Source organism: Bacillus sp. GW823-FHT06A10, from assembly GCF_058795375.1.
In genome coordinates this window covers 697,470-715,224 of record NZ_JBXAHT010000002.1, presented here as the reverse complement: position 1 = coordinate 715,224, position 17,755 = coordinate 697,470, and the positions used below count along the sequence as shown (strand labels likewise).

The following is a 17,755-nucleotide window of genomic DNA, read 5'->3' as shown; positions in this document are numbered from 1 at the left end:
ATACTCGTTCTTCCAATGAACATAGTATCCTTTTCTTTAGTTATCAAAATGTGATGTTTTGTCAACTTCATATTGCTGTAAAAATTGTTGCAACGCCTCTTCTACAAGTTTAGACTTTTGAATTCCTTTCGATTCTGATATAAGGTCCAATCTTGCTAATATTTCTGTATTAATAGAAAAGGTTCGTCTCTTTTTCTCTGTACTCTTACTCATAATTGGTGCAATTACTTCGCCTCTTTTTCTTAGTAACTCATAAATGCTTTGTAATTGCTCGTAAATTAATAATTGATAATCTGTTTTCTCATATTGAAGGGCGGTCGCTTCTTGGAGTTGTAAGTGACGTGGTTCTTCTCCATCTCCTACAAAAATACGTTTCTTCTGCTCTCCATCATATTCGTATCCAATCAATCTTAATTTCTTCGATAATGTATACGGGCTTATTTCAAGACGTTTTGCTATAATAGCGATGGATTCACGTCTGTTTAAACCATCTATAATTTCTCCAATCGTCACAATTTCCCTCCTCCCGTGTTGAAATGACACTAGTATGGTATGTTACAATGATTTTCTAACAGTATATGCAAAATGAATAGCCTGTGCGATTCATACGATTTCACAAAAGGAGGTTTTCAATATGCTTTTTCGTAGCTACACCCCTCAGTTCTATAACGAAAACAAACAACTCATTCCTAATAGTATCGCTACGATAGAAAGCGTTATGATAAATAATCGAAAACAAACTCTCCTTATGCGTGGACAAAACGTAGAGCAACCTATTTTATTATGCTGTCACGGCGGACCTGGGATGGCACAAATTGGATTTATTCGCCATTTTCAAAAAGAATTAGAGAAGCAATTTATTGTTATTAATTGGGATCAGCGCGGGGCTGGTAAATCCTTTTCAATGAAAGATTTCGGAGCAAATTTCACAATTGAACAATTCGTTTCCGATGCAAAAGAAGTGATTCAATATGTACTTAAAAGGTTCAACAAACAAAAACTATTTCTCGCTGGTCATTCTTGGGGAAGTATTATTGGGCTTAACATAGCACATCAATATCCAAAGTATATCGAGGCTTACATCGGTATTGGGCAAATTGTACATATGAAACAAAATGAAGAATTGCTATATCAACATTTAATTCATTCTGCAAAAAAACATGATCATAAAAAAGCATTAGCTTCCCTTTTAAAATTAGGCAAACCACCATTTTTAGATACGAGACGTCTCATTATTCAAAGAAAGTGGCTTGGCACATTTGGAGGCGCAATCCAAAACGGATCTTCCTTTTCTTTCATACGAAAAGGGTTCTTTTCTCCTGAGTATACGCTATTAGATTGGTTCAAGTTTCTCGTAGGAAATTTAAAATCTGGAATTTTATGGGAAGAAATGCTGACAATCGATTTCTTTTCTTCTATCTCAAGTTTATCTATTCCAGTTTATTTTTGTTCTGGTCGCTATGATTATCAAACTCCTTATGCACTCGTTCAGGAATATTGCGATCTTATTGAAGCGCCTATAAAAAAGATGATTTGGTTCCCAAATTCAGCACATTCTCCTGATTTAGAAGAACCAGAATTATTCGCTAATTCTTTGCAATCAATTAAACAAGAGCTAGCTTTTCAGCATTAGTAACAAAAGGCTCTTTTACATTTCATAGAAAACATTTTATAATAATATGTCGCAAGTATGTATAAACATCGCAAAATGTTTCATATTTACTTGTCTTAACAGAATAAAAATTTAGGGAGATTACATTTATTATGAACGCTGTACTCGTCGCAGTAGCAATTATGCTATTGCTTAGTTTGTTACGTGTCCAGGTCATTGTCGCCATCATTGTTGGAGCTTTAACAGGCGGAATTATCGGCGGACTCGGTATTTCAGAAACGATTAACACTTTTACAACTGGTCTTGGAAACAGTGCTCCAATCGCTTTAAGTTATGCAATGCTTGGTGGTTTCGCTATTTCCCTTTCCAAAACAGGACTTCCAGATGCTATGATTCAAACTGCATTAAAATGGATTGGCAATGAACAAGACACGAAAAAACAAGTTTATTCTAAAATACTTATTTTATTCATTATTTTAACGATGGCTTGTTTCTCACAAAATGTGATTCCTGTTCACATTGCTTTCATCCCCATCTTAATTCCAGCACTTTTAAAAGTATTAAATGAGCTGAAAGTGGATCGCAGACTTGTCACATGTATTATTACATTTGGATTGATTACTCCTTATATGTGGATCCCTGCAGGATTCGGAAAAATTTATCATGACGTATTACAAACCAACGCTGCGCAAAGCGGCCTTACATTTGATGTCACACTTATTCCAAAAGCAATGACTATTCCAGCAATTGGTATGATTATTGGATTATGTGTAGCGGTATTCATTACGTACCGAAAACCTCGTACGTATGAAACAGAACAAATTCATACTACCGAAAATGAAATCGTTCCCTATACAAAACGTAGCATTACTTTCGGGTTATTATCTATCATTGCTACATTAACTGTTCAATTAACAACAGAATCAATGATTTTTGGTGCTTTAGCAGGTATTATCGTCTTATCGGTTAGCGGCAGTCTACCACTTAAAGAAGCAGATGCGATATTAACAAGCGGAATGCGTATGATGTCCTTTATTGGCTTTGTTATGATTGCTGCCGCTGGATTCGGCGCTGTTCTTCGAAAAACAGGACATGTTGAATCTCTGGTGCAAACGAGTGCACATATAATCGGAAATAATAAACCACTCGCTGCATTTCTTATGCTCGTTATTGGACTTCTCGTTACGATGGGAATTGGTTCATCCTTTTCAACCATCCCTATCTTAACAACCATTTTTGTACCTCTTTGCATTCAGCTTGGATTTAGTCCAATGGCCACAATTGCTATTATCGGTACAGCCGGAGCGCTAGGTGACGCAGGATCTCCAGCATCGGATAGTACCCTTGGACCAACATCCGGTTTAAATGCTGATGGTCAGCACCATCATATATGGGATACATGTGTACCCACTTTTATACATTACAATATACCGTTACTTATATTTGGTTTTATTGCCGCAATTACATTATAAAAAGGTGCGTATAAAACGCACCTTTTACTTTTTTATTTTTCCTTTTAATTGTTGAAAAGCTAATTTTCCATTATCTTTGACATAGCTTTCAATTGCCGGTAGTGATGAACCTATCCATTCACACTCTATGCTCCCATTAGGTCCAACAATTTTTAATTTATCTGGTATATGTATATTTAGAAATCTCGCTGACCGAATTAACTCAATAGCAATCTGATCACTTGAGGTTACAATTCCATCTATATACGGATTGTTTTGCAATAATGTAATAAATTGTTTATTTGTATACCCTTGTACACATTCTTCTCGATAAGAGATTCCTTCATCCCAAACAGCGTCTAAAAACCCTGCTATATAATCTTCCATTTCTTCACTTTCTTCTCCCTCACCGAAATATGCAAGAAAGTGACACCCTTTCTCTTTTAATAAAGAAACAGCTCTCTGTCCACTTTCATAATAATTTCTATGTGATTGTTGCTCATCGATCACAACAAACGGAAATGGAATTTCTCCTACACTTTTAAAAACTGCTCTCGTCAAAATAACACCTGCAATGTTATTTTGCTTCAGCATATGTATGTATCTATCTTTATTCTCTATATTACAAATAATGATTTGATAGCCTTCTTTATATGCTATTTCCTCAATACAATGTAGCAAAGTGATGTTTGATTGGTTACATAAATTATCTACAAGTAATGCAATTATCGTTGAATTCTCTTTAAATAGTGGCTTCGCTGCACTGTTTGGCCTATAACGTAATTCTTCAATTGCTTCCTTTACTTGTTTTACTGTGTCCTCATGAACGTATCCTTTTTCATTAATAACTCGTGAAACGGTTGCGACTGAAACACCTGCCAATTTTGCAACATCACGTATAGTTGCCACATCGTCACCCCTTAATATGGTAATAGATTACAATTTTACGGTAACCTAAATTACACTATCCGTCAAGATTAATAACTCATATTTCTGAAAATTGTTACATCTTTTAACTAAATGATACTCCAACTGAATTTCATGTAAAATTGGGATATTATCATATCCAATACGTGGAATTTCTTTCTTTATTTTTCGTGCCTCCTCTACCGCATTCACATATAAATTAGTCATTACAAAATTACGTTTTTGGTAAAATCGTAACGCATTCATATTATCATTTGTTGTAATAAGCCAAACCTGTCTGCACCGCTCTTCTTCTGCAACTTGTAATACACAATCCACAAGTTTCGTCCCTATTCCTTTTCTTTCTTCAAAGCTATCTAGCGATACAATTTCACACATATTTCCGGTGACTTCATACGTTATAATTCCGATTATTCTGTCATCTGAGAGCGCAACAAATCCTGGCAACTCTTCTAACTGATGTCCCTTACCACGTGAAACCATCAATGAACTTCCCCAGTTCTTACACATGAACATTCGGATTGTTTCTTTCATCGCTGGCGTAATTTTTTGTATATGCAGCATTTCCTATTTCTCCCCTTTTATATCATTGTGATACAATATAAGTGTATCACATGTAACGGTATTTGGAGGATGAGGTAAAGTATGAAACGTTTTTTTGCAGCATTGTTTACTATACTAGGTGCAATAACTGCCCTTGGGATTTTCTTTACAAATAAAGTGATGTACTTAAAGAAAAAAACAGAGGAAGAAGTACTCGAAAGAGAAACGAAAAAACATTTTCGTATAGAGGATTTTGATGCTCTTCATAAAGAAGAAATTCATATCCCTTCACAATTCGGATACGACCTTCACGGATATTACATTCCTGCTGGTCATTCCAATAAGTTTATGGTTTTTTGCCACGGTGTAACTGTAAATAAAATAAACTCTGTAAAATATGCAAACTTATTCTTAAAAAGGGGATATAATGTCCTCATTTACGATCATCGTCGTCATGGTAAAACTGGCGGAAAAACAACAAGCTATGGATACTATGAAAAGCATGATTTGAAATCCGTAGTTGACTGGCTAAAAAACCGTTTTGGAACCAATATTACACTTGGTATTCATGGTGAATCTATGGGAGCCGCAACAATTCTTCAATACGCAGGACTTGTAGAAGATGGCGCTGATTTCTATATTGCAGATTGTCCTTTCTCTGATTTTCACGGACAATTACAGCACCGTTTAAAGGTTGAATTCCATTTACCAAAATGGCCTTTATTACCTTTAGCAAACGCATTTTTAAAAGTTCGTGACGGTTATACAATTCGTGAAGTTTCACCAATCGACTGTATAAAAAACATTAACAATCCCGTTCTCTTTATTCATAGTAAAGATGACGACTATATTTTAGCTGATATGACAAAAGCGTTATATGAAGCGAAAGAAAATAATAAGCAACTTTATATTGCAGAACACGGTGCACACGCTTGCTCTTATAACGAAAATAAAGAAGAGTACGAAGCAGCCATCGATCAATTTTTAAACACATATGTGAAAGAAACAAAAAACAGGCTTGCATAAGCCTGTTTTTTTATTGCGCTAAAACGTCTGTAACTTGTTCCATATTTTCAGAAATCCATTGCATTGCATCATCTAACGTTGGAAATTCTGTCGTTTGAAATGTTACTTCATCTTGAAGTAACCAAACATCCTTTACCTCTTGCCCTACACCTGCAATGGACCAATGTAACAAACTATATGGATGATTATCATTCAAAAATGATGCCCACGTGCGCTCATTTGCAATGTTTCGTAATGTATGTAATTGTTTATCCATCTCTCGTCACCTTACTCTAGTCAGTTATGAAAACTATTATAACACTCTCTTCTTTCTCAAACAAAGTGCTCTTTTTTCCCCGCTATTTGTGGGCAGTAAAACTCCCACCTCAAAATTCGGCTGAAACAAAGAAGTTAGGCGGGAGATTAACTGCCCCTAAAAGCCCGATTGGTTCAAATAATAATTAGTGGGGGATGCCTCCCCCACTAATTAAAGTTTCACTTTATATTGCCAAGCACTTCCCTTGATTATATGATGAAATTAAGCGTTTGGGAAGGAGGGATAACGTTGGCAAAAGTACAAATTAAAGTAAATGATAATGGCTCTTTTCGCGTTACAGGGGACGTGGAATTAGTCGACTCACAAGGGAATGTATTCCCAGCAAAACCGGCATTTTCTTTATGCCGTTGTGGTTTATCAAAAAATATGCCTTATTGCGACGCTTCGCATAAAGGTAAATTCGAGTCTGTTGTTAGAGCACCAGAGGCAGAATAAATTTACATGTGACATGCACATTTTTTTGTGCATGTTTTTTCTTTTTAGCAACTCCGTTATATCCCTTCTCCTTACAACATTTCTAATACTTTTATTTCCATTCCAGCCTGCATATATTTTCACACAATTCTTCACATTCGAATATTTTTTACTAGCCTTTTATTTTTTTTGTGCTATAATTTGAGCAAACAGCATCCTTCGGGGTCGGGTGAAATTCCCAACCGGCGGTGATGAAGTGAAAACTTCTAAGTCCGTGACCCGTTTTCAACTCGAAAACGGTGGATCTAGTGAAACTCTAGGGCCGACAGTATAGTCTGGATGGGAGAAGGATATGTTTCTAGTTTTTTATATAGTGAATACACTTTTATTTCAGTATGCATATTTTTAAAGATTCATTTTGATTCTTTATATATGTTTAATTTTCTATACTTATTTTTTATACTGAAATAAAAAGAGACAACTAGCGTTTAAAAATTCGATATTTTGCTAGGTTTTTTCCTTATGCAGAAATATCAATTATCGTTAGGTTTCTTTCCTATGCTTTCGTATTCAAACTATATTTCTAGAAATCACGTCTCCCAAACCCCAAGGATATTAAATCCTTGGGGTTTTTTGATTTTTTTAGGAGAGGTGAAGAAAATGACAGATCAAGAATATATGAGGATTGCCCTGCAGTTAGCAGAAGGAACATCAGGACAAACAAGTCCAAATCCTATGGTTGGTGCTGTTGTTGTAAAAGATGGAAACATCGTTGGTATGGGGGCTCATTTACGGGCTGGTGAAGAACACGCAGAAGTTCATGCCCTTCAAATGGCTGGTCAGAACGCCAAAGACGCTACCGTTTATGTAACACTGGAACCGTGTAGCCACTTTGGAAAAACACCACCTTGTTGTGAATTGCTCATCGAAAAAGGAGTTAAGCGTGTTGTAATTGCTACTCTCGATTGTAATCCGCTCGTTTCTGGTAACGGAAAAAGAAGATTAGAGGAAGCTAGAATTGAAGTAACTACCGGTGTTCTTGAAGCAGAAGCAGTTTTATTAAATCGCTACTTTTTTCACTACATGAAAACGAAACGCCCTTTTGTAACAATCAAAACAGCGATGAGCTTAGATGGAAAAACAGCAACTGTAACTGGTGAAAGTAAGTGGATTACAGGTGAAGAAGCACGTGCTGATGTTCACCAATATCGCCATATACATGATGCAATTCTTGTTGGAGTGAATACAGTTATAGCTGATAATCCTCATTTAACAACAAGAATTCCAAATGGTGGGAAACATCCTATTCGCGTTGTTTTAGATACCCATTTACGAACACCACCATCTTCTCATGTTATAACAGATGGTTTAGCACCGACATGGATTATTGTCGGTAAGGATGTAAAGAAAGAGAAGATATCTTCTTATGAATCTAAAAATATAGCTATATTCCAAATGGAAACGAAGCATATAGAAATTGAGGACCTTCTTTCCTTTCTTGGAGAAAAACAAATTCTTTCTCTATTCGTTGAAGGTGGCCAATCGATTCATGCAAGTTTCTTAAAAACAAACAATTTTAATGAAATTGTAACCTATATAAGCCCGAAATTAATTGGTGGGAAAGATGCTCCTACTTTATTTGGAGGAAATGGTTTTTCAAAATTACAAGATGCGCTTTCCTTGAAAATTCAAGAGATGAAACAAATTGGTGATGATATAAAAATTGTTGCGAATGCCCGAAACGAGGTGACGGAATGTTTACAGGAATTGTAGACGAATTAGGAACGATAGCAAACATGCAACAAAGCGGAGAAGCGATGAAATTAACGATTCATGCAAAGAAAATTTTATCAGATGTTCACTTAGGTGATAGTATCGCGGTGAACGGTATTTGCTTAACTGTAACAAGCTTTACAACTAATTCATTTACAGTTGATGCAATGCCTGAAACGATGCAGTCGACATCACTTCGCATGCTTAAACCGCACTCTAAAGTAAATTTAGAGCGAGCAATGGCTGCAAACGGACGATTCGGTGGACATTTCGTTTCAGGACATATTGATGGCATCGGAACGATTTTAAATAAAAAACAACATTACAATGCCGTCTATTACAAAATAGCAATTTCTGATGAACTGCTGCGCTATTGTTTGCATAAAGGATCCATTGCTGTTGATGGAACGAGTTTAACGATATTTGATATAGACGAATCTTCCATAACGATTTCACTCATCCCGCACACAGTAAGCGAATCTGTCATTGGAGAAAAAAATGCCGGAGATATCGTAAACATTGAGTGTGACATGATTGGTAAATATATCGAACGCTTTATTACTAAACCTACAAAACGAGTAGGTTCAATGACTGAAAGCTTTTTACAAGAAAACGGATTTCTATAAGGGGGAAGCATAATGTTTCATCGTATTGAAGAAGCTCTAGAAGATTTAAAACAAGGTAAAGTCGTTATCGTATGTGATGATGAAAACCGAGAAAATGAAGGCGATTTTATTGCTTTAGCAGAGTACATTACACCAGAAACAATTAATTTTATGATTACACATGGCCGTGGTCTCGTTTGTGTACCGATTACAGCAGGGTACGCAGAACGTCTACAATTAGAACCAATGGTATCTCATAATACAGATTCACATCATACTGCGTTTACAGTGAGCATTGACCATGTTTCTACAACAACAGGGATTAGCGCTCACGAACGTGCAACTACGATACAAGAATTGTTAAACCCCGCATCAAAAGGCGCTGATTTCAATCGACCTGGACATATCTTTCCATTAATTGCGAAAGAAGGCGGTGTCCTGCGTCGTGCAGGTCATACAGAAGCTGCTGTTGATTTAGCGAAGCTATGCGGTGCCGAACCAGCTGGAGTTATTTGCGAGATTATAAATGAGGACGGCACGATGGCACGTGTACCTGATTTAATAGAATGCGCAAAACAATTTGATATAAAAATGATTACAATAGAAGATTTAATTGCTTACCGCCGCCATCATGAAACACTTGTGACGAGAGAGGTGGAAATTACATTACCTACAGATTTCGGTACTTTCCACGCAATTGGCTATTCTAACTCATTAGATACGAAAGAACATATCGCACTTGTAAAAGGTGATATTTCAATAGGTGAACCGGTACTTGTGCGTGTTCATTCTGAATGCTTAACAGGAGATGTATTCGGTTCACATCGCTGCGATTGCGGACCACAACTCCATGCAGCACTTGCTCAAATTGAGCGTGAAGGAAAAGGTGTTCTTCTTTATATGAGACAAGAAGGAAGAGGCATTGGGCTTCTTAATAAGCTTCGTGCTTATAAATTACAAGAAGAAGGATTCGATACTGTAGAAGCAAATGAAAAACTCGGCTTCCCTGCTGATCTTCGTGATTACGGTATCGGAGCACAAATATTAAAAGATTTAGGTTTACAAAGTTTACGATTATTAACGAATAACCCAAGAAAAATTGCTGGCTTACAAGGTTACGATTTAGAAGTAGTCGAGCGTGTACCGTTGCAAATGCCAGCAAAAGAAGAGAATAAATCGTATTTACAAACGAAAGTAAACAAATTAGGACACTTACTAAACTTATAATTAAAGGAGAGATTTATTATGGTATTCGAAGGTCATTTAGTTGGTACAGGATTAAAAGTTGGAGTTGTTGTTGGACGTTTTAACGAATTTATTACAAGTAAGTTACTTGGCGGCGCTTTAGACGGATTAAAGCGTCACGGTGTAGAAGAAAATGATATTGATGTTGCTTGGGTTCCTGGTGCATTTGAAATTCCTTTAATCGCTAAAAAGATGGCTAGTAGCGGAAAGTATGATGCTGTTATTACATTAGGTACTGTAATCCGAGGTGCTACAACTCACTACGATTACGTTTGTAATGAAGTAGCAAAAGGTGTTGCGTCTTTATCACTACAAATGGACATCCCAGTTATTTTCGGCGTATTAACGACAGAAACAATTGAACAAGCGATTGAACGCGCAGGTACGAAAGCTGGTAATAAAGGATATGAATCAGCTGTTGCTGCAATTGAAATGGCTCACTTATCAAAACAATGGGCATAAAAAAAGAGGCTTCGGCCTCTTTTTATTTTTTCACCTTTTTTTGTACATCTTTTATTAATTCATTCATCGTTTTTCCTTCTGTTTTTATATGAAGAGCTTGTGCTGTTCTCCATACATTCTCTCTTTTTTTCGCTTCTTCTATAATAGTAATTTCTTTTCTAACTTCCTTTAAATCTTTTCCTTCCGTTTTCAATCCAAAATGTTCAGCTTTCGTTCGAAAGTGTTGTTCGATTCTTTGTTGCATCTCTTTTTGTTCAGGATTTTCAGCAGCCTTAACTGGATCAGAACTTATTGCTTTTATTAAAATTAAACAAGTCATAATCGCTAATATGTATTTGTACATGTAAAATCCTCCAACCCAATATAAATTACATATTTACTATGTACAACTAGGGCTTGGAAAATTCGTCCACAAAAATTCTTTTTTCCGCTCAAAAACCAATAATATCAAGCGTTCACAACTATTTATTACATTTTATTTACAAAAAAAGCAAACCCTTTTACAAGTTTGCTTTTTCATCTATCTTATAATGCACACTCTTCAATCTCAAATCCTAAATCTGCAATCATACCCCAGTCTGCAGTCGGCTCTTGTCCAGCTGTCGTTAAGTAGTCCCCGACAAAAATAGAATTTGCTGCAAATAAACCGATTGGCTGTACAGAACGTAAATTGATTTCACGTCCTCCTGAAATACGAATTTCTTTTGTCGGGTTTACAAAACGCATCATTGCCAGTACTTTTAAACATTCTACTGGCGTTAACTCTTTTTGCCCTTCAAGAGGTGTTCCCTTTACAGCAACAAGGAAATTACAAGGGATAGAATCTGCATCTATACGTTGTAATTCAAATGCAATTTCAGCACGCTCTTCAATTGTTTCTCCCATGCCAAAAATCGCTCCAGAGCATGGAGAAATGCCCGCTTGTTTCGCTTTTTGAACTGTATCAACACGATCATCATACGTATGAGTTGAACAAATACTATCGTAATTATTTTCATGTGTATTTAAGTTGTGGTTATAACGATGCACGCCCGCTTCCGCTAAACGTCCTGCTTGATCTTCATTTAAGAAACCTAAACAACAACAAATCTTCAAGTCTGTCGTTTCACGAATTTCCTTAACTGCTCCAATTACGTGATTTACCTCTTTATCCGTCGGACGACGACCAGACGCTACAATACAATATGTACCTGCTTTACGGCGTATTGCTTCATGTGCCCCTTCTACAATCTTCTCCTGCGTTAACCATGCATATTTATCAATCGGTGCTTCTGAAATAATAGACTGTGAGCAATATCCACAATCTTCAGGACATAATCCAGATTTCGTATTAATAATCATATTCAATTTTACTTTCTTACCAAAGTGATGATGACGAATGATGTAAGCTGCATTCATAATTTCTAGAACTTCTGTATCATCAGCTTCTAATATCGCTATTGCATCTTCTTTCGTAATCATCTTCTCTTCCACTACGTCGTATGCAAGTTTTTTCCAATCCCTTTTTGTTTGTACTTGTTTCATTTCATCTCTTCCCCTCTTTTGTTATATGCATAAATAAAGCATGATACGTTGCCATTATCCCTTCATTTCCCGTGAAGTCTCTTTCGTATATGCGCAGCATCGCACGAAAGAGTGAGGGACTTTGACAATATGATCCTTCATTGCTATTAGTCGCTCCTACTTTTCGAATAGAATGTAGAAATTCCTTAACTTCTGTAAAACTCTCTATGTAACATGTTTCAGAAACATGCACATCCCCTGTTTCTATCTTGCATATATGAAGCAACTGATCTTTCGAATAAAAACGTTGACCAATCGATGTTTCATTTTTTATATTTCTTTCTTCTTTCGCACGTTGGAACGAAGCATGCAATTCTTGAAATGTTTCATGTCCAAACGTTGAAAAGAGTAATATCCCATCTATAGACAAATGTTGAAATAAATTTCTTAACACTTGTTGTAAATTATTTAACCATTGAAATGTAGCATTTGAAATAATGACATCATATGATTCTTCTAATCGTAATCGCTCAATATCTTCACAGTGAAACGTTACATTTTTTACATTTTGTCTAGTTTGCGCAATTGCAATCATACTTTCAGCAAAATCAACTGCTGTAATATGTGCTTTCGGAAATAACTTTGATAATTGCTCTGTTACATACCCCGTCCCGCACCCCAGTTCTAAAATACGTATTGATGCCGTTTCACTATATCGTTCCTTTAAGATTGAAAGTAATGAATGTGCCATCTTTTTTTGTACATTTGCATATCGATCGTAAGATACGGCTGCCCCATTAAACCGTTTTTGTAGTAACGTTTTGTTGATCATGTCGTATCCCCTCTATAAATTGAATTATCTCATTTGCGCAATATTCAAAATTCTTCACACATAACGCATGCCCTGCATCACTTACTACTTTCAGCTCGCTGCTGCTATTCTCCGTCATACTACGTGCCGCAGACAATGGGCATATTACATCCTGTTCTCCGTGAATAAGTAGTATAGGTACTTTAATTTCTTTTAGTTCTTCTCTCATATCTGTTTCTATTAAATAATCCAAACCTAGTTGTAAAGACTGAATAGAATCACCTTTAAAACGTTCTACAATGTCTTCAAAGTTTTTATTCTCTTTTAGCTCATCTTTCGTAAACATATTTTCATAAAACCGCTTGAGCGTATCTTCTTTCCTTCTCGCCAAATTCCTTTTCAGCCGTTCTACATGCAAAGCATTCCATCCGTTACTGTAGTCGCTCGTATTTGTAAATTTAGCAGTACCACCAATTAATACGATGCCTTTTGCCTGAATCTTTTTATAAGCTTCAACTGCTGCTAACGCTCCTAGTGACCATCCAACTAAAATTACGTTGTCATTATGCGCTACATCTACAATTCGTTCCGCAAATTCACTTCGTTCTTTCACATTACGCCAATCTATGCTTTGAACAGGGTATCCTTTAAAATACGGAAATACTAAATCCCAAATATTCTCTTCCATTCCCCATCCTGGGATAAAAATAATCTTTAGCTCGTTCATACGAAAATCTCCTCTTCTTTCGCAATGTGAATAATTCGATCAATAGCCCATTTTAAATCATCTATTGTATGTTGCGATGTAACTGCAAAGCGAATTCGAGAGCTATGAACCGGCACAGTTGGCGGACGAATTGCAATAGCCGCAATCCCTGCCTCTTGCAACCTTTTACTAAATCGTAAAGCATGTTCATTTGAACCGACTACAATCGGTACAATATGAGTTGAACTATTCCCAATATCAAAACCAGCATCCCTTAATTTAGTTCTGAAGTATTCTCCGTTTGCTATAAGGTTCTCTCTTCTTTCGTTATCTTCTTTTACAATTTCAATTGCTTTTTGCACTGCTCCTAACGTACTTGGTGGTAAAGCTGTAGTAAAAATAAAGCTTCTCATCATATTTTGTAAATACTCTATATAAATTTCATCACCTGTCAAATACGCACCATAACACCCTAAAGCCTTGCTAAACGTCCCCATATGTATATCAATTTTTTGAGCAAGATTTTTTTCTATATGAGATAACCCAGCTCCGCCGATTCCATATATTCCACTCGCATGTGCTTCATCGACTATAATGATTGCCCCGTATTTCTCTTTCAGCTGTACTAAATCTCTCAAATAAGCAGTGTCACCATCCATACTAAAAATGGTATCAGTTACGATTAATTTCCGCTTTTCAGGTGACGCTGTTTTCAACAGCTTCTCTAAATGATCCAAATCATTATGACGATACCTTTTATGCTCTGCCCCGCTTAATATGATTCCATCAACAATACTTGCGTGATTTAACTTATCACTAAAAACAATATCGTGCCGAGAGGCTAAAGAAGATATGGTACCTATATTTGCCGTATACCCACTATTTACAATTAAAGCTCTTTCAGTACCTTTCCAGTCACATATGCTTCTCTCAACCTCTTCATATAATGGATGATTTCCTACAACGAGACGAGAGGCAGTCGCTCCAGTTCCACATCTTTTTGTACAGGCAATAGCAGCTTCTTTTAACCTTTCATCTCCAGCTAACCCTAAATAATTATTTGACGCTAAATTTAACATCCTTTTTTTATCTCGAATAAGCCAAGTCTCTTCTGCCTTCTCTGTTACATATAAATTTCGATACTGCCCTTGCTCATGTAATTGTTGTAATTTAGATTGAAGATGCGCCCGCCACGTTTGATTCATTTTGGATAAACTCCTCTAATTTTGAAATCATAATATATTCTTTTGCAGATTCCAATACTTCTTCTTTCGTAAACTCACCTTCAAAGAATGGTAATAATCCTAAAACTGGTACCCCGCTCAGCTCTTCAATCATCTCTTTATTTTCTTGCACTCTTTCCATTTCACATTCTTTGCAACCTGATAAAATGACACCCGCTACGGTTAAGCCATGCGCCTTTGCGTAAGCAATCGTTAACACTGTATGATTTACTGTTCCTAATGTAGGACGAGCTACTACAATAAGAGGCAACTGTAATTCTGTTGCAAAATCTATTACTAAAGCATCTTCTGTATATGGGACAGCAAGCCCACCTGCTCCTTCTACAAATAAGCTATTAAACTCTTTTAATAGTTCATTATAGTAATCAGTAATTTCTTTTAACTTTACTACTCTTCCAGCTCTTTTCATGGCAAGTCTCGGAGCAAGTGGTTCTTCAATAGAATAAGGGCAAATTTCATTTTCTTGTGTCGGTACACCTGATAGTACTTTTAACCTTGCCGCATCTCCCTCAGGGTTTGATGCAACATGCCCACTTTGTAACGGTTTATATACCCCTACGTTATATCCTAATTCTCTAAATACACCTGCTATAGCACCTGCAACTACTGTTTTTCCAACTTCAGTATCAGTTGCTGTTATGAAAAAACCACTCATTATTCTCCCTCCGTAACATCTGAGATTGCCTTATATAAAATGCGTAACATATCATCAATCTCTTCAAAAGTAGAAGCAAGTGGTGGCATAAATACAATCGTGTTACCTAGCGGTCGTAAAATCATACCCAGCTCTCTTGAGCGTTTACATACTTGAACACCGACTCTTTCTGTCCAGTCAAACGCTTCTTTCGTTTCCTTATTCTTCACAAGCTCAATACCAACCATTAATCCGCACTGACGAATATCACCTACATGTTTATACACAAAGAGCTTTTCTAATTGCGCTGTCACATAATCCGTTTTACGTGCCACTTCTTCTATTAAATTTGTTTTTTCATATAGTTCTAGATTCGCGATTGCTACGGCACACCCTAACGGATTACCTGTGTAGCTATGTCCATGGAAAAATGTTTTTTGTTCTTCATATTCTCCTAAGAAGGCATTATATATTTCATCTGTCGTTACCGTAACTGCAATTGGTAAATATCCACCTGTTAAACCTTTCCCAGCAGTTAAAATGTCTGGCGTCACATTTTCATGTTCACACGCAAACATTTTCCCTGTACGCCCAAATCCAGTCGCTACCTCATCTGTAATAAATAATACATTGTACTTTGTACATAAATCGCGCAGTCCTTTTAAATATCCTTTTGGCATTGTAATCATTCCGCCAGCACCTTGCATTAATGGCTCTACAATGATGGCAGCTACTTCTTCATGCTTTTCTTTCAACAATTCTTCCATTTCTTCTAAATGGCTTTTTACAATTTCCTCCTTATTATTTCCGTAAGGAGAACGATATGTATATGGATACGGCATTTTAATCGCATCAAATAAGAGCGAACTATACACTTGGTGAAACAAGTCTATTGCTCCTACTGAAACAGCTCCAATTGTATCACCGTGATATGCTTCTTTTAATGTAACGAATCTTTGTTTCTTTGTTTTCCCTTTATGCTGCCAATATTGGAAAGCCATCTTAATTGCAATTTCAACAGCGGTAGAACCTGAATCAGAATAGAATACCTTCTTCAATCCATCTGGTACAACCTCAATAATTTTTTCTGCTAATAAAATAGATGGAACGTTAGCAAGTCCTAACATAGTAGAATGAGCAATTTTATTTAATTGCTCACGAATTGCTTCATCTAATTCCGGTACTTGATGTCCGTGAACATTTAACCATATAGATGAAACACCATCCCAATATTCATTACCATTTACATCGTATAGTTTTCTTCCCTCTCCACGTTCAATAATGACAGGATCTTCTTCTAAATAATCTTTCATTTGTGTAAATGGGTGCCATACGTAAGCTTTATTTTTCTCTGCTAATTCTTCATATGTATAAGATGATTTTTCAATCGTTCTACTATTTATTGTCACAACTGTCACCCCTAATGTTAACTTGTTTATAAATATAGTTAACATTAAATCCGAATGACTGTCAATTATTTTAAAATCAAATAGTTCTTAAAAAAGAACAACTTATCATACGATAAGTTGTTCTACTTTCCATGCTGTATCTTTCCAATTTCTAAAATAATTTCTTCATCTTTTTTCCCCTCTGTATCAATTCCAAGTTGCTTAGCGTGCTCAATTAATAAATCATGACGCTTCTCAAATCTAGCGGTATTTACTTCTTTCGTAACCTCTTCTTTTGTTTTCCCCTCAGTAGAAACTCCTAGTTTTTCTGCTGCTTTTTCCATTGATTTCTTCTCTTCTATTTCTTTTACTTTCTTCACTTCTGACTGTTGTATTTGCTTTTGTTTCAACTGCTCTGATTCAGCCGCAAAAGCTGTGTAAATTCCAGCACTTCCTCCAATAACTAATAAAGTGGTAAAAAGAATTATTTTTTTCTTCACTCTTTCCTCCCCCTTTCAAATTCATTATAACGTACATTTTTACAGCGTTAAAAACAATTATCCTTTATTTCCCTAAAAAAACATTTAATATTTTTATTGACATGTAAGATGAAAATATGATAAAAATTTAACTAACATCATATGAATCGGCGTTGATAGGATTTAGTAGTATTTCGATTTCTGATTTCAGAGAGCTGGTGGTCGGTGCGAACCAGTACAGAGCGAATTATGAATTACCCCCTGGAGCTTCTTTTACGAAACGTGAGGAGTAGTGAAAGACGGTTATAGACCGTTATGTCTAAAGAGTGGTGAAACGACACTGTTTCACAATTTAGGGTGGTACCGCGAATTTTTCGTCCCTGCATATATTGCAGGGGCGTTTTTTATTTTATAAGCGCATATCATATGACCCTTTATTTTGTGACGCATTCATTTCACAAGCTAGGGTGGTACCGCGATTTCTTCGTCCCTGCATAATTATATGCAGGGACGTTTTTTTATCCAATCATTTCCGTATCATATAGAAGGACTAACAATTACCGGTAATTTGTCACAAAATTCTAAATTTTAGAAGGAAATATACAATATTGGCGAA

The 17,755-nt window shown here is 36.2% G+C and carries 20 protein-coding genes, 1 riboswitch and 1 other annotated feature; of the genes, 8 read left to right on the top strand and 12 right to left on the bottom strand.

All coding sequences use genetic code 11. The features are described from left to right. Nucleotides 1–36: 36 nt before the first annotated feature. Nucleotides 37–513 carry a ribbon-helix-helix domain-containing protein gene (locus AC1Q8M_RS18570; protein ID WP_000151933.1) on the bottom strand — a complete coding sequence of 159 codons (477 nt, stop codon included), beginning with the start codon at nt 511–513 and terminating at the stop codon, nt 37–39. Between the two features lie 121 nt (nt 514–634). Between AC1Q8M_RS18570 and AC1Q8M_RS18565 the strand changes: the two genes are divergently transcribed. Both AC1Q8M_RS18565 and AC1Q8M_RS18560 read left to right on the top strand, forming a co-directional pair. Then, the gene (locus AC1Q8M_RS18565; RefSeq protein WP_000898974.1) at nt 635–1,633 is read left to right on the top strand and encodes an alpha/beta fold hydrolase; all 999 of its coding nucleotides are present in this window, start codon (nt 635–637) and stop codon (nt 1,631–1,633) included. A gap of 131 nt (nt 1,634–1,764) precedes the next feature. Next, a complete protein-coding gene (locus AC1Q8M_RS18560) occupies nt 1,765–3,084 on the top strand; it encodes a Na+/H+ antiporter family protein (RefSeq protein ID WP_016512336.1) in 1,320 nt (439 codons plus the stop codon). Nucleotides 3,085–3,108: 24 nt separating this feature from the next. Here the strand turns inward: AC1Q8M_RS18560 and AC1Q8M_RS18555 are convergent, their stop codons facing one another. Together AC1Q8M_RS18555 and AC1Q8M_RS18550 are read right to left on the bottom strand one after the other, a co-directional pair. After that, nucleotides 3,109–3,972 carry a LacI family DNA-binding transcriptional regulator gene (locus AC1Q8M_RS18555; RefSeq protein WP_023522965.1) on the bottom strand — a complete coding sequence of 288 codons (864 nt, stop codon included), beginning with the start codon at nt 3,970–3,972 and terminating at the stop codon, nt 3,109–3,111. A 45-nt stretch (nt 3,973–4,017) separates the two neighbouring features. Beyond that, nucleotides 4,018–4,554: a GNAT family N-acetyltransferase gene (locus AC1Q8M_RS18550; protein WP_098361281.1), complete on the bottom strand. Its 537-nt coding sequence runs from the start codon at nt 4,552–4,554 to the stop codon at nt 4,018–4,020. Nucleotides 4,555–4,635: 81 nt separating this feature from the next. Between AC1Q8M_RS18550 and AC1Q8M_RS18545 the strand changes: the two genes are divergently transcribed. After that, nucleotides 4,636–5,559, top strand: coding sequence for an alpha/beta hydrolase (locus AC1Q8M_RS18545; protein ID WP_000819228.1), 924 nt, complete (start codon nt 4,636–4,638; stop codon nt 5,557–5,559). 10 nt (nt 5,560–5,569) lie between these two features. Here AC1Q8M_RS18545 and AC1Q8M_RS18540 read toward each other — a convergent pair whose 3' ends face one another. Continuing rightward, a complete protein-coding gene (locus AC1Q8M_RS18540) occupies nt 5,570–5,815 on the bottom strand; it encodes a DUF2552 family protein (RefSeq protein WP_000360796.1) in 246 nt (81 codons plus the stop codon). A 288-nt stretch (nt 5,816–6,103) separates the two neighbouring features. Here AC1Q8M_RS18540 and AC1Q8M_RS18535 point away from each other — a divergent pair, with 288 nt between their 5' ends. From AC1Q8M_RS18535 to ribH, 5 genes are all read left to right on the top strand, one after another. Continuing rightward, entirely contained in the window at nt 6,104–6,310 is a 207-nt protein-coding gene (locus AC1Q8M_RS18535; protein ID WP_001151582.1) for a CDGSH iron-sulfur domain-containing protein, read from the top strand. A 190-nt stretch (nt 6,311–6,500) separates the two neighbouring features. Next, nucleotides 6,501–6,644, top strand: a riboswitch (FMN riboswitch). Nucleotides 6,645–6,949: 305 nt separating this feature from the next. Further along, the gene (gene ribD, locus AC1Q8M_RS18530; RefSeq protein WP_000131984.1) at nt 6,950–8,062 is read left to right on the top strand and encodes a bifunctional diaminohydroxyphosphoribosylaminopyrimidine deaminase/5-amino-6-(5-phosphoribosylamino)uracil reductase RibD; all 1,113 of its coding nucleotides are present in this window, start codon (nt 6,950–6,952) and stop codon (nt 8,060–8,062) included. Next, entirely contained in the window at nt 8,044–8,688 is a 645-nt protein-coding gene (gene ribE / locus AC1Q8M_RS18525) for a riboflavin synthase subunit alpha (RefSeq protein WP_000493869.1), read from the top strand. The genes ribD and ribE overlap by 19 nt, the downstream gene beginning before the upstream one ends. Before the next feature lie 12 nt (nt 8,689–8,700). Then, entirely contained in the window at nt 8,701–9,894 is a 1,194-nt protein-coding gene (gene ribBA / locus AC1Q8M_RS18520; RefSeq protein WP_000468981.1) for a bifunctional 3,4-dihydroxy-2-butanone 4-phosphate synthase/GTP cyclohydrolase II, read from the top strand. A gap of 18 nt (nt 9,895–9,912) precedes the next feature. Continuing rightward, on the top strand, nt 9,913–10,374 hold the full coding sequence (gene ribH, locus AC1Q8M_RS18515) for a 6,7-dimethyl-8-ribityllumazine synthase (protein WP_000230895.1): 462 nt from the start codon (nt 9,913–9,915) through the stop codon (nt 10,372–10,374). Between the two features lie 22 nt (nt 10,375–10,396). Here the strand turns inward: ribH and AC1Q8M_RS18510 are convergent, their stop codons facing one another. The 8 genes from AC1Q8M_RS18510 to AC1Q8M_RS18475 all read right to left on the bottom strand — a co-directional run bounded on the left by AC1Q8M_RS18510 (nt 10,397) and on the right by AC1Q8M_RS18475 (nt 17,160). Further along, entirely contained in the window at nt 10,397–10,717 is a 321-nt protein-coding gene (locus AC1Q8M_RS18510) for a hypothetical protein (RefSeq protein ID WP_000280032.1), read from the bottom strand. Between the two features lie 182 nt (nt 10,718–10,899). Further along, nucleotides 10,900–11,898, bottom strand: coding sequence for a biotin synthase (bioB, locus tag AC1Q8M_RS18505; protein ID WP_000815858.1), 999 nt, complete (start codon nt 11,896–11,898; stop codon nt 10,900–10,902). A 1-nt stretch (nt 11,899) separates the two neighbouring features. Next, entirely contained in the window at nt 11,900–12,709 is an 810-nt protein-coding gene (bioC, locus tag AC1Q8M_RS18500; protein WP_000608912.1) for a malonyl-ACP O-methyltransferase BioC, read from the bottom strand. Then, complete coding sequence (locus AC1Q8M_RS18495; protein WP_072940295.1) at nt 12,675–13,415, bottom strand: alpha/beta fold hydrolase; 741 nt, start codon at nt 13,413–13,415, stop codon at nt 12,675–12,677. Before AC1Q8M_RS18495 ends, bioC begins: the two co-directional genes overlap by 35 nt. Beyond that, nucleotides 13,412–14,599 (bottom strand): 8-amino-7-oxononanoate synthase, encoded by a 1,188-nt coding sequence (gene bioF, locus AC1Q8M_RS18490; protein WP_098365735.1) that lies wholly within the window; start codon nt 14,597–14,599, stop codon nt 13,412–13,414. The genes AC1Q8M_RS18495 and bioF overlap by 4 nt, the downstream gene beginning before the upstream one ends. Continuing rightward, complete coding sequence (bioD, locus tag AC1Q8M_RS18485; protein WP_000012479.1) at nt 14,565–15,293, bottom strand: dethiobiotin synthase; 729 nt, start codon at nt 15,291–15,293, stop codon at nt 14,565–14,567. The genes bioF and bioD overlap by 35 nt, the downstream gene beginning before the upstream one ends. Then, nucleotides 15,293–16,726, bottom strand: coding sequence for an adenosylmethionine--8-amino-7-oxononanoate transaminase (gene bioA, locus AC1Q8M_RS18480; RefSeq protein WP_061659912.1), 1,434 nt, complete (start codon nt 16,724–16,726; stop codon nt 15,293–15,295). Before bioA ends, bioD begins: the two co-directional genes overlap by 1 nt. Before the next feature lie 77 nt (nt 16,727–16,803). Next, nucleotides 16,804–17,160 (bottom strand): hypothetical protein, encoded by a 357-nt coding sequence (locus tag AC1Q8M_RS18475; protein ID WP_000726902.1) that lies wholly within the window; start codon nt 17,158–17,160, stop codon nt 16,804–16,806. Nucleotides 17,161–17,303: 143 nt separating this feature from the next. Further along, nucleotides 17,304–17,524 (top strand) — a binding site (T-box leader). Nucleotides 17,525–17,755 lie beyond the last annotated feature (231 nt).

What these genes read in the sequence shown, in the direction of transcription:
- AC1Q8M_RS18510 (WP_000280032.1), bottom strand. Translation starts at nt 10,717, where the DNA reads ATGTACAAATACATATTAGCGATTATGACTTGTTTAATTTTAATAAAA.
- AC1Q8M_RS18540 (WP_000360796.1), bottom strand. Translation starts at nt 5,815, where the DNA reads ATGGATAAACAATTACATACATTACGAAACATTGCAAATGAGCGCACG.
- AC1Q8M_RS18495 (WP_072940295.1), bottom strand. Translation starts at nt 13,415, where the DNA reads ATGAACGAGCTAAAGATTATTTTTATCCCAGGATGGGGAATGGAAGAG.
- bioB (WP_000815858.1), bottom strand. Translation starts at nt 11,898, where the DNA reads ATGAAACAAGTACAAACAAAAAGGGATTGGAAAAAACTTGCATACGAC.
- ribBA (WP_000468981.1), top strand. Translation starts at nt 8,701, where the DNA reads ATGTTTCATCGTATTGAAGAAGCTCTAGAAGATTTAAAACAAGGTAAA.
- bioD (WP_000012479.1), bottom strand. Translation starts at nt 15,293, where the DNA reads ATGAGTGGTTTTTTCATAACAGCAACTGATACTGAAGTTGGAAAAACA.
- AC1Q8M_RS18545 (WP_000819228.1), top strand. Translation starts at nt 4,636, where the DNA reads ATGAAACGTTTTTTTGCAGCATTGTTTACTATACTAGGTGCAATAACT.
- AC1Q8M_RS18565 (WP_000898974.1), top strand. Translation starts at nt 635, where the DNA reads ATGCTTTTTCGTAGCTACACCCCTCAGTTCTATAACGAAAACAAACAA.
- bioA (WP_061659912.1), bottom strand. Translation starts at nt 16,726, where the DNA reads ATGTTAACTATATTTATAAACAAGTTAACATTAGGGGTGACAGTTGTG.
- ribE (WP_000493869.1), top strand. Translation starts at nt 8,044, where the DNA reads ATGTTTACAGGAATTGTAGACGAATTAGGAACGATAGCAAACATGCAA.
- ribD (WP_000131984.1), top strand. Translation starts at nt 6,950, where the DNA reads ATGACAGATCAAGAATATATGAGGATTGCCCTGCAGTTAGCAGAAGGA.
- bioF (WP_098365735.1), bottom strand. Translation starts at nt 14,599, where the DNA reads ATGAATCAAACGTGGCGGGCGCATCTTCAATCTAAATTACAACAATTA.
- AC1Q8M_RS18560 (WP_016512336.1), top strand. Translation starts at nt 1,765, where the DNA reads ATGAACGCTGTACTCGTCGCAGTAGCAATTATGCTATTGCTTAGTTTG.
- AC1Q8M_RS18550 (WP_098361281.1), bottom strand. Translation starts at nt 4,554, where the DNA reads ATGCTGCATATACAAAAAATTACGCCAGCGATGAAAGAAACAATCCGA.
- ribH (WP_000230895.1), top strand. Translation starts at nt 9,913, where the DNA reads ATGGTATTCGAAGGTCATTTAGTTGGTACAGGATTAAAAGTTGGAGTT.
- bioC (WP_000608912.1), bottom strand. Translation starts at nt 12,709, where the DNA reads ATGATCAACAAAACGTTACTACAAAAACGGTTTAATGGGGCAGCCGTA.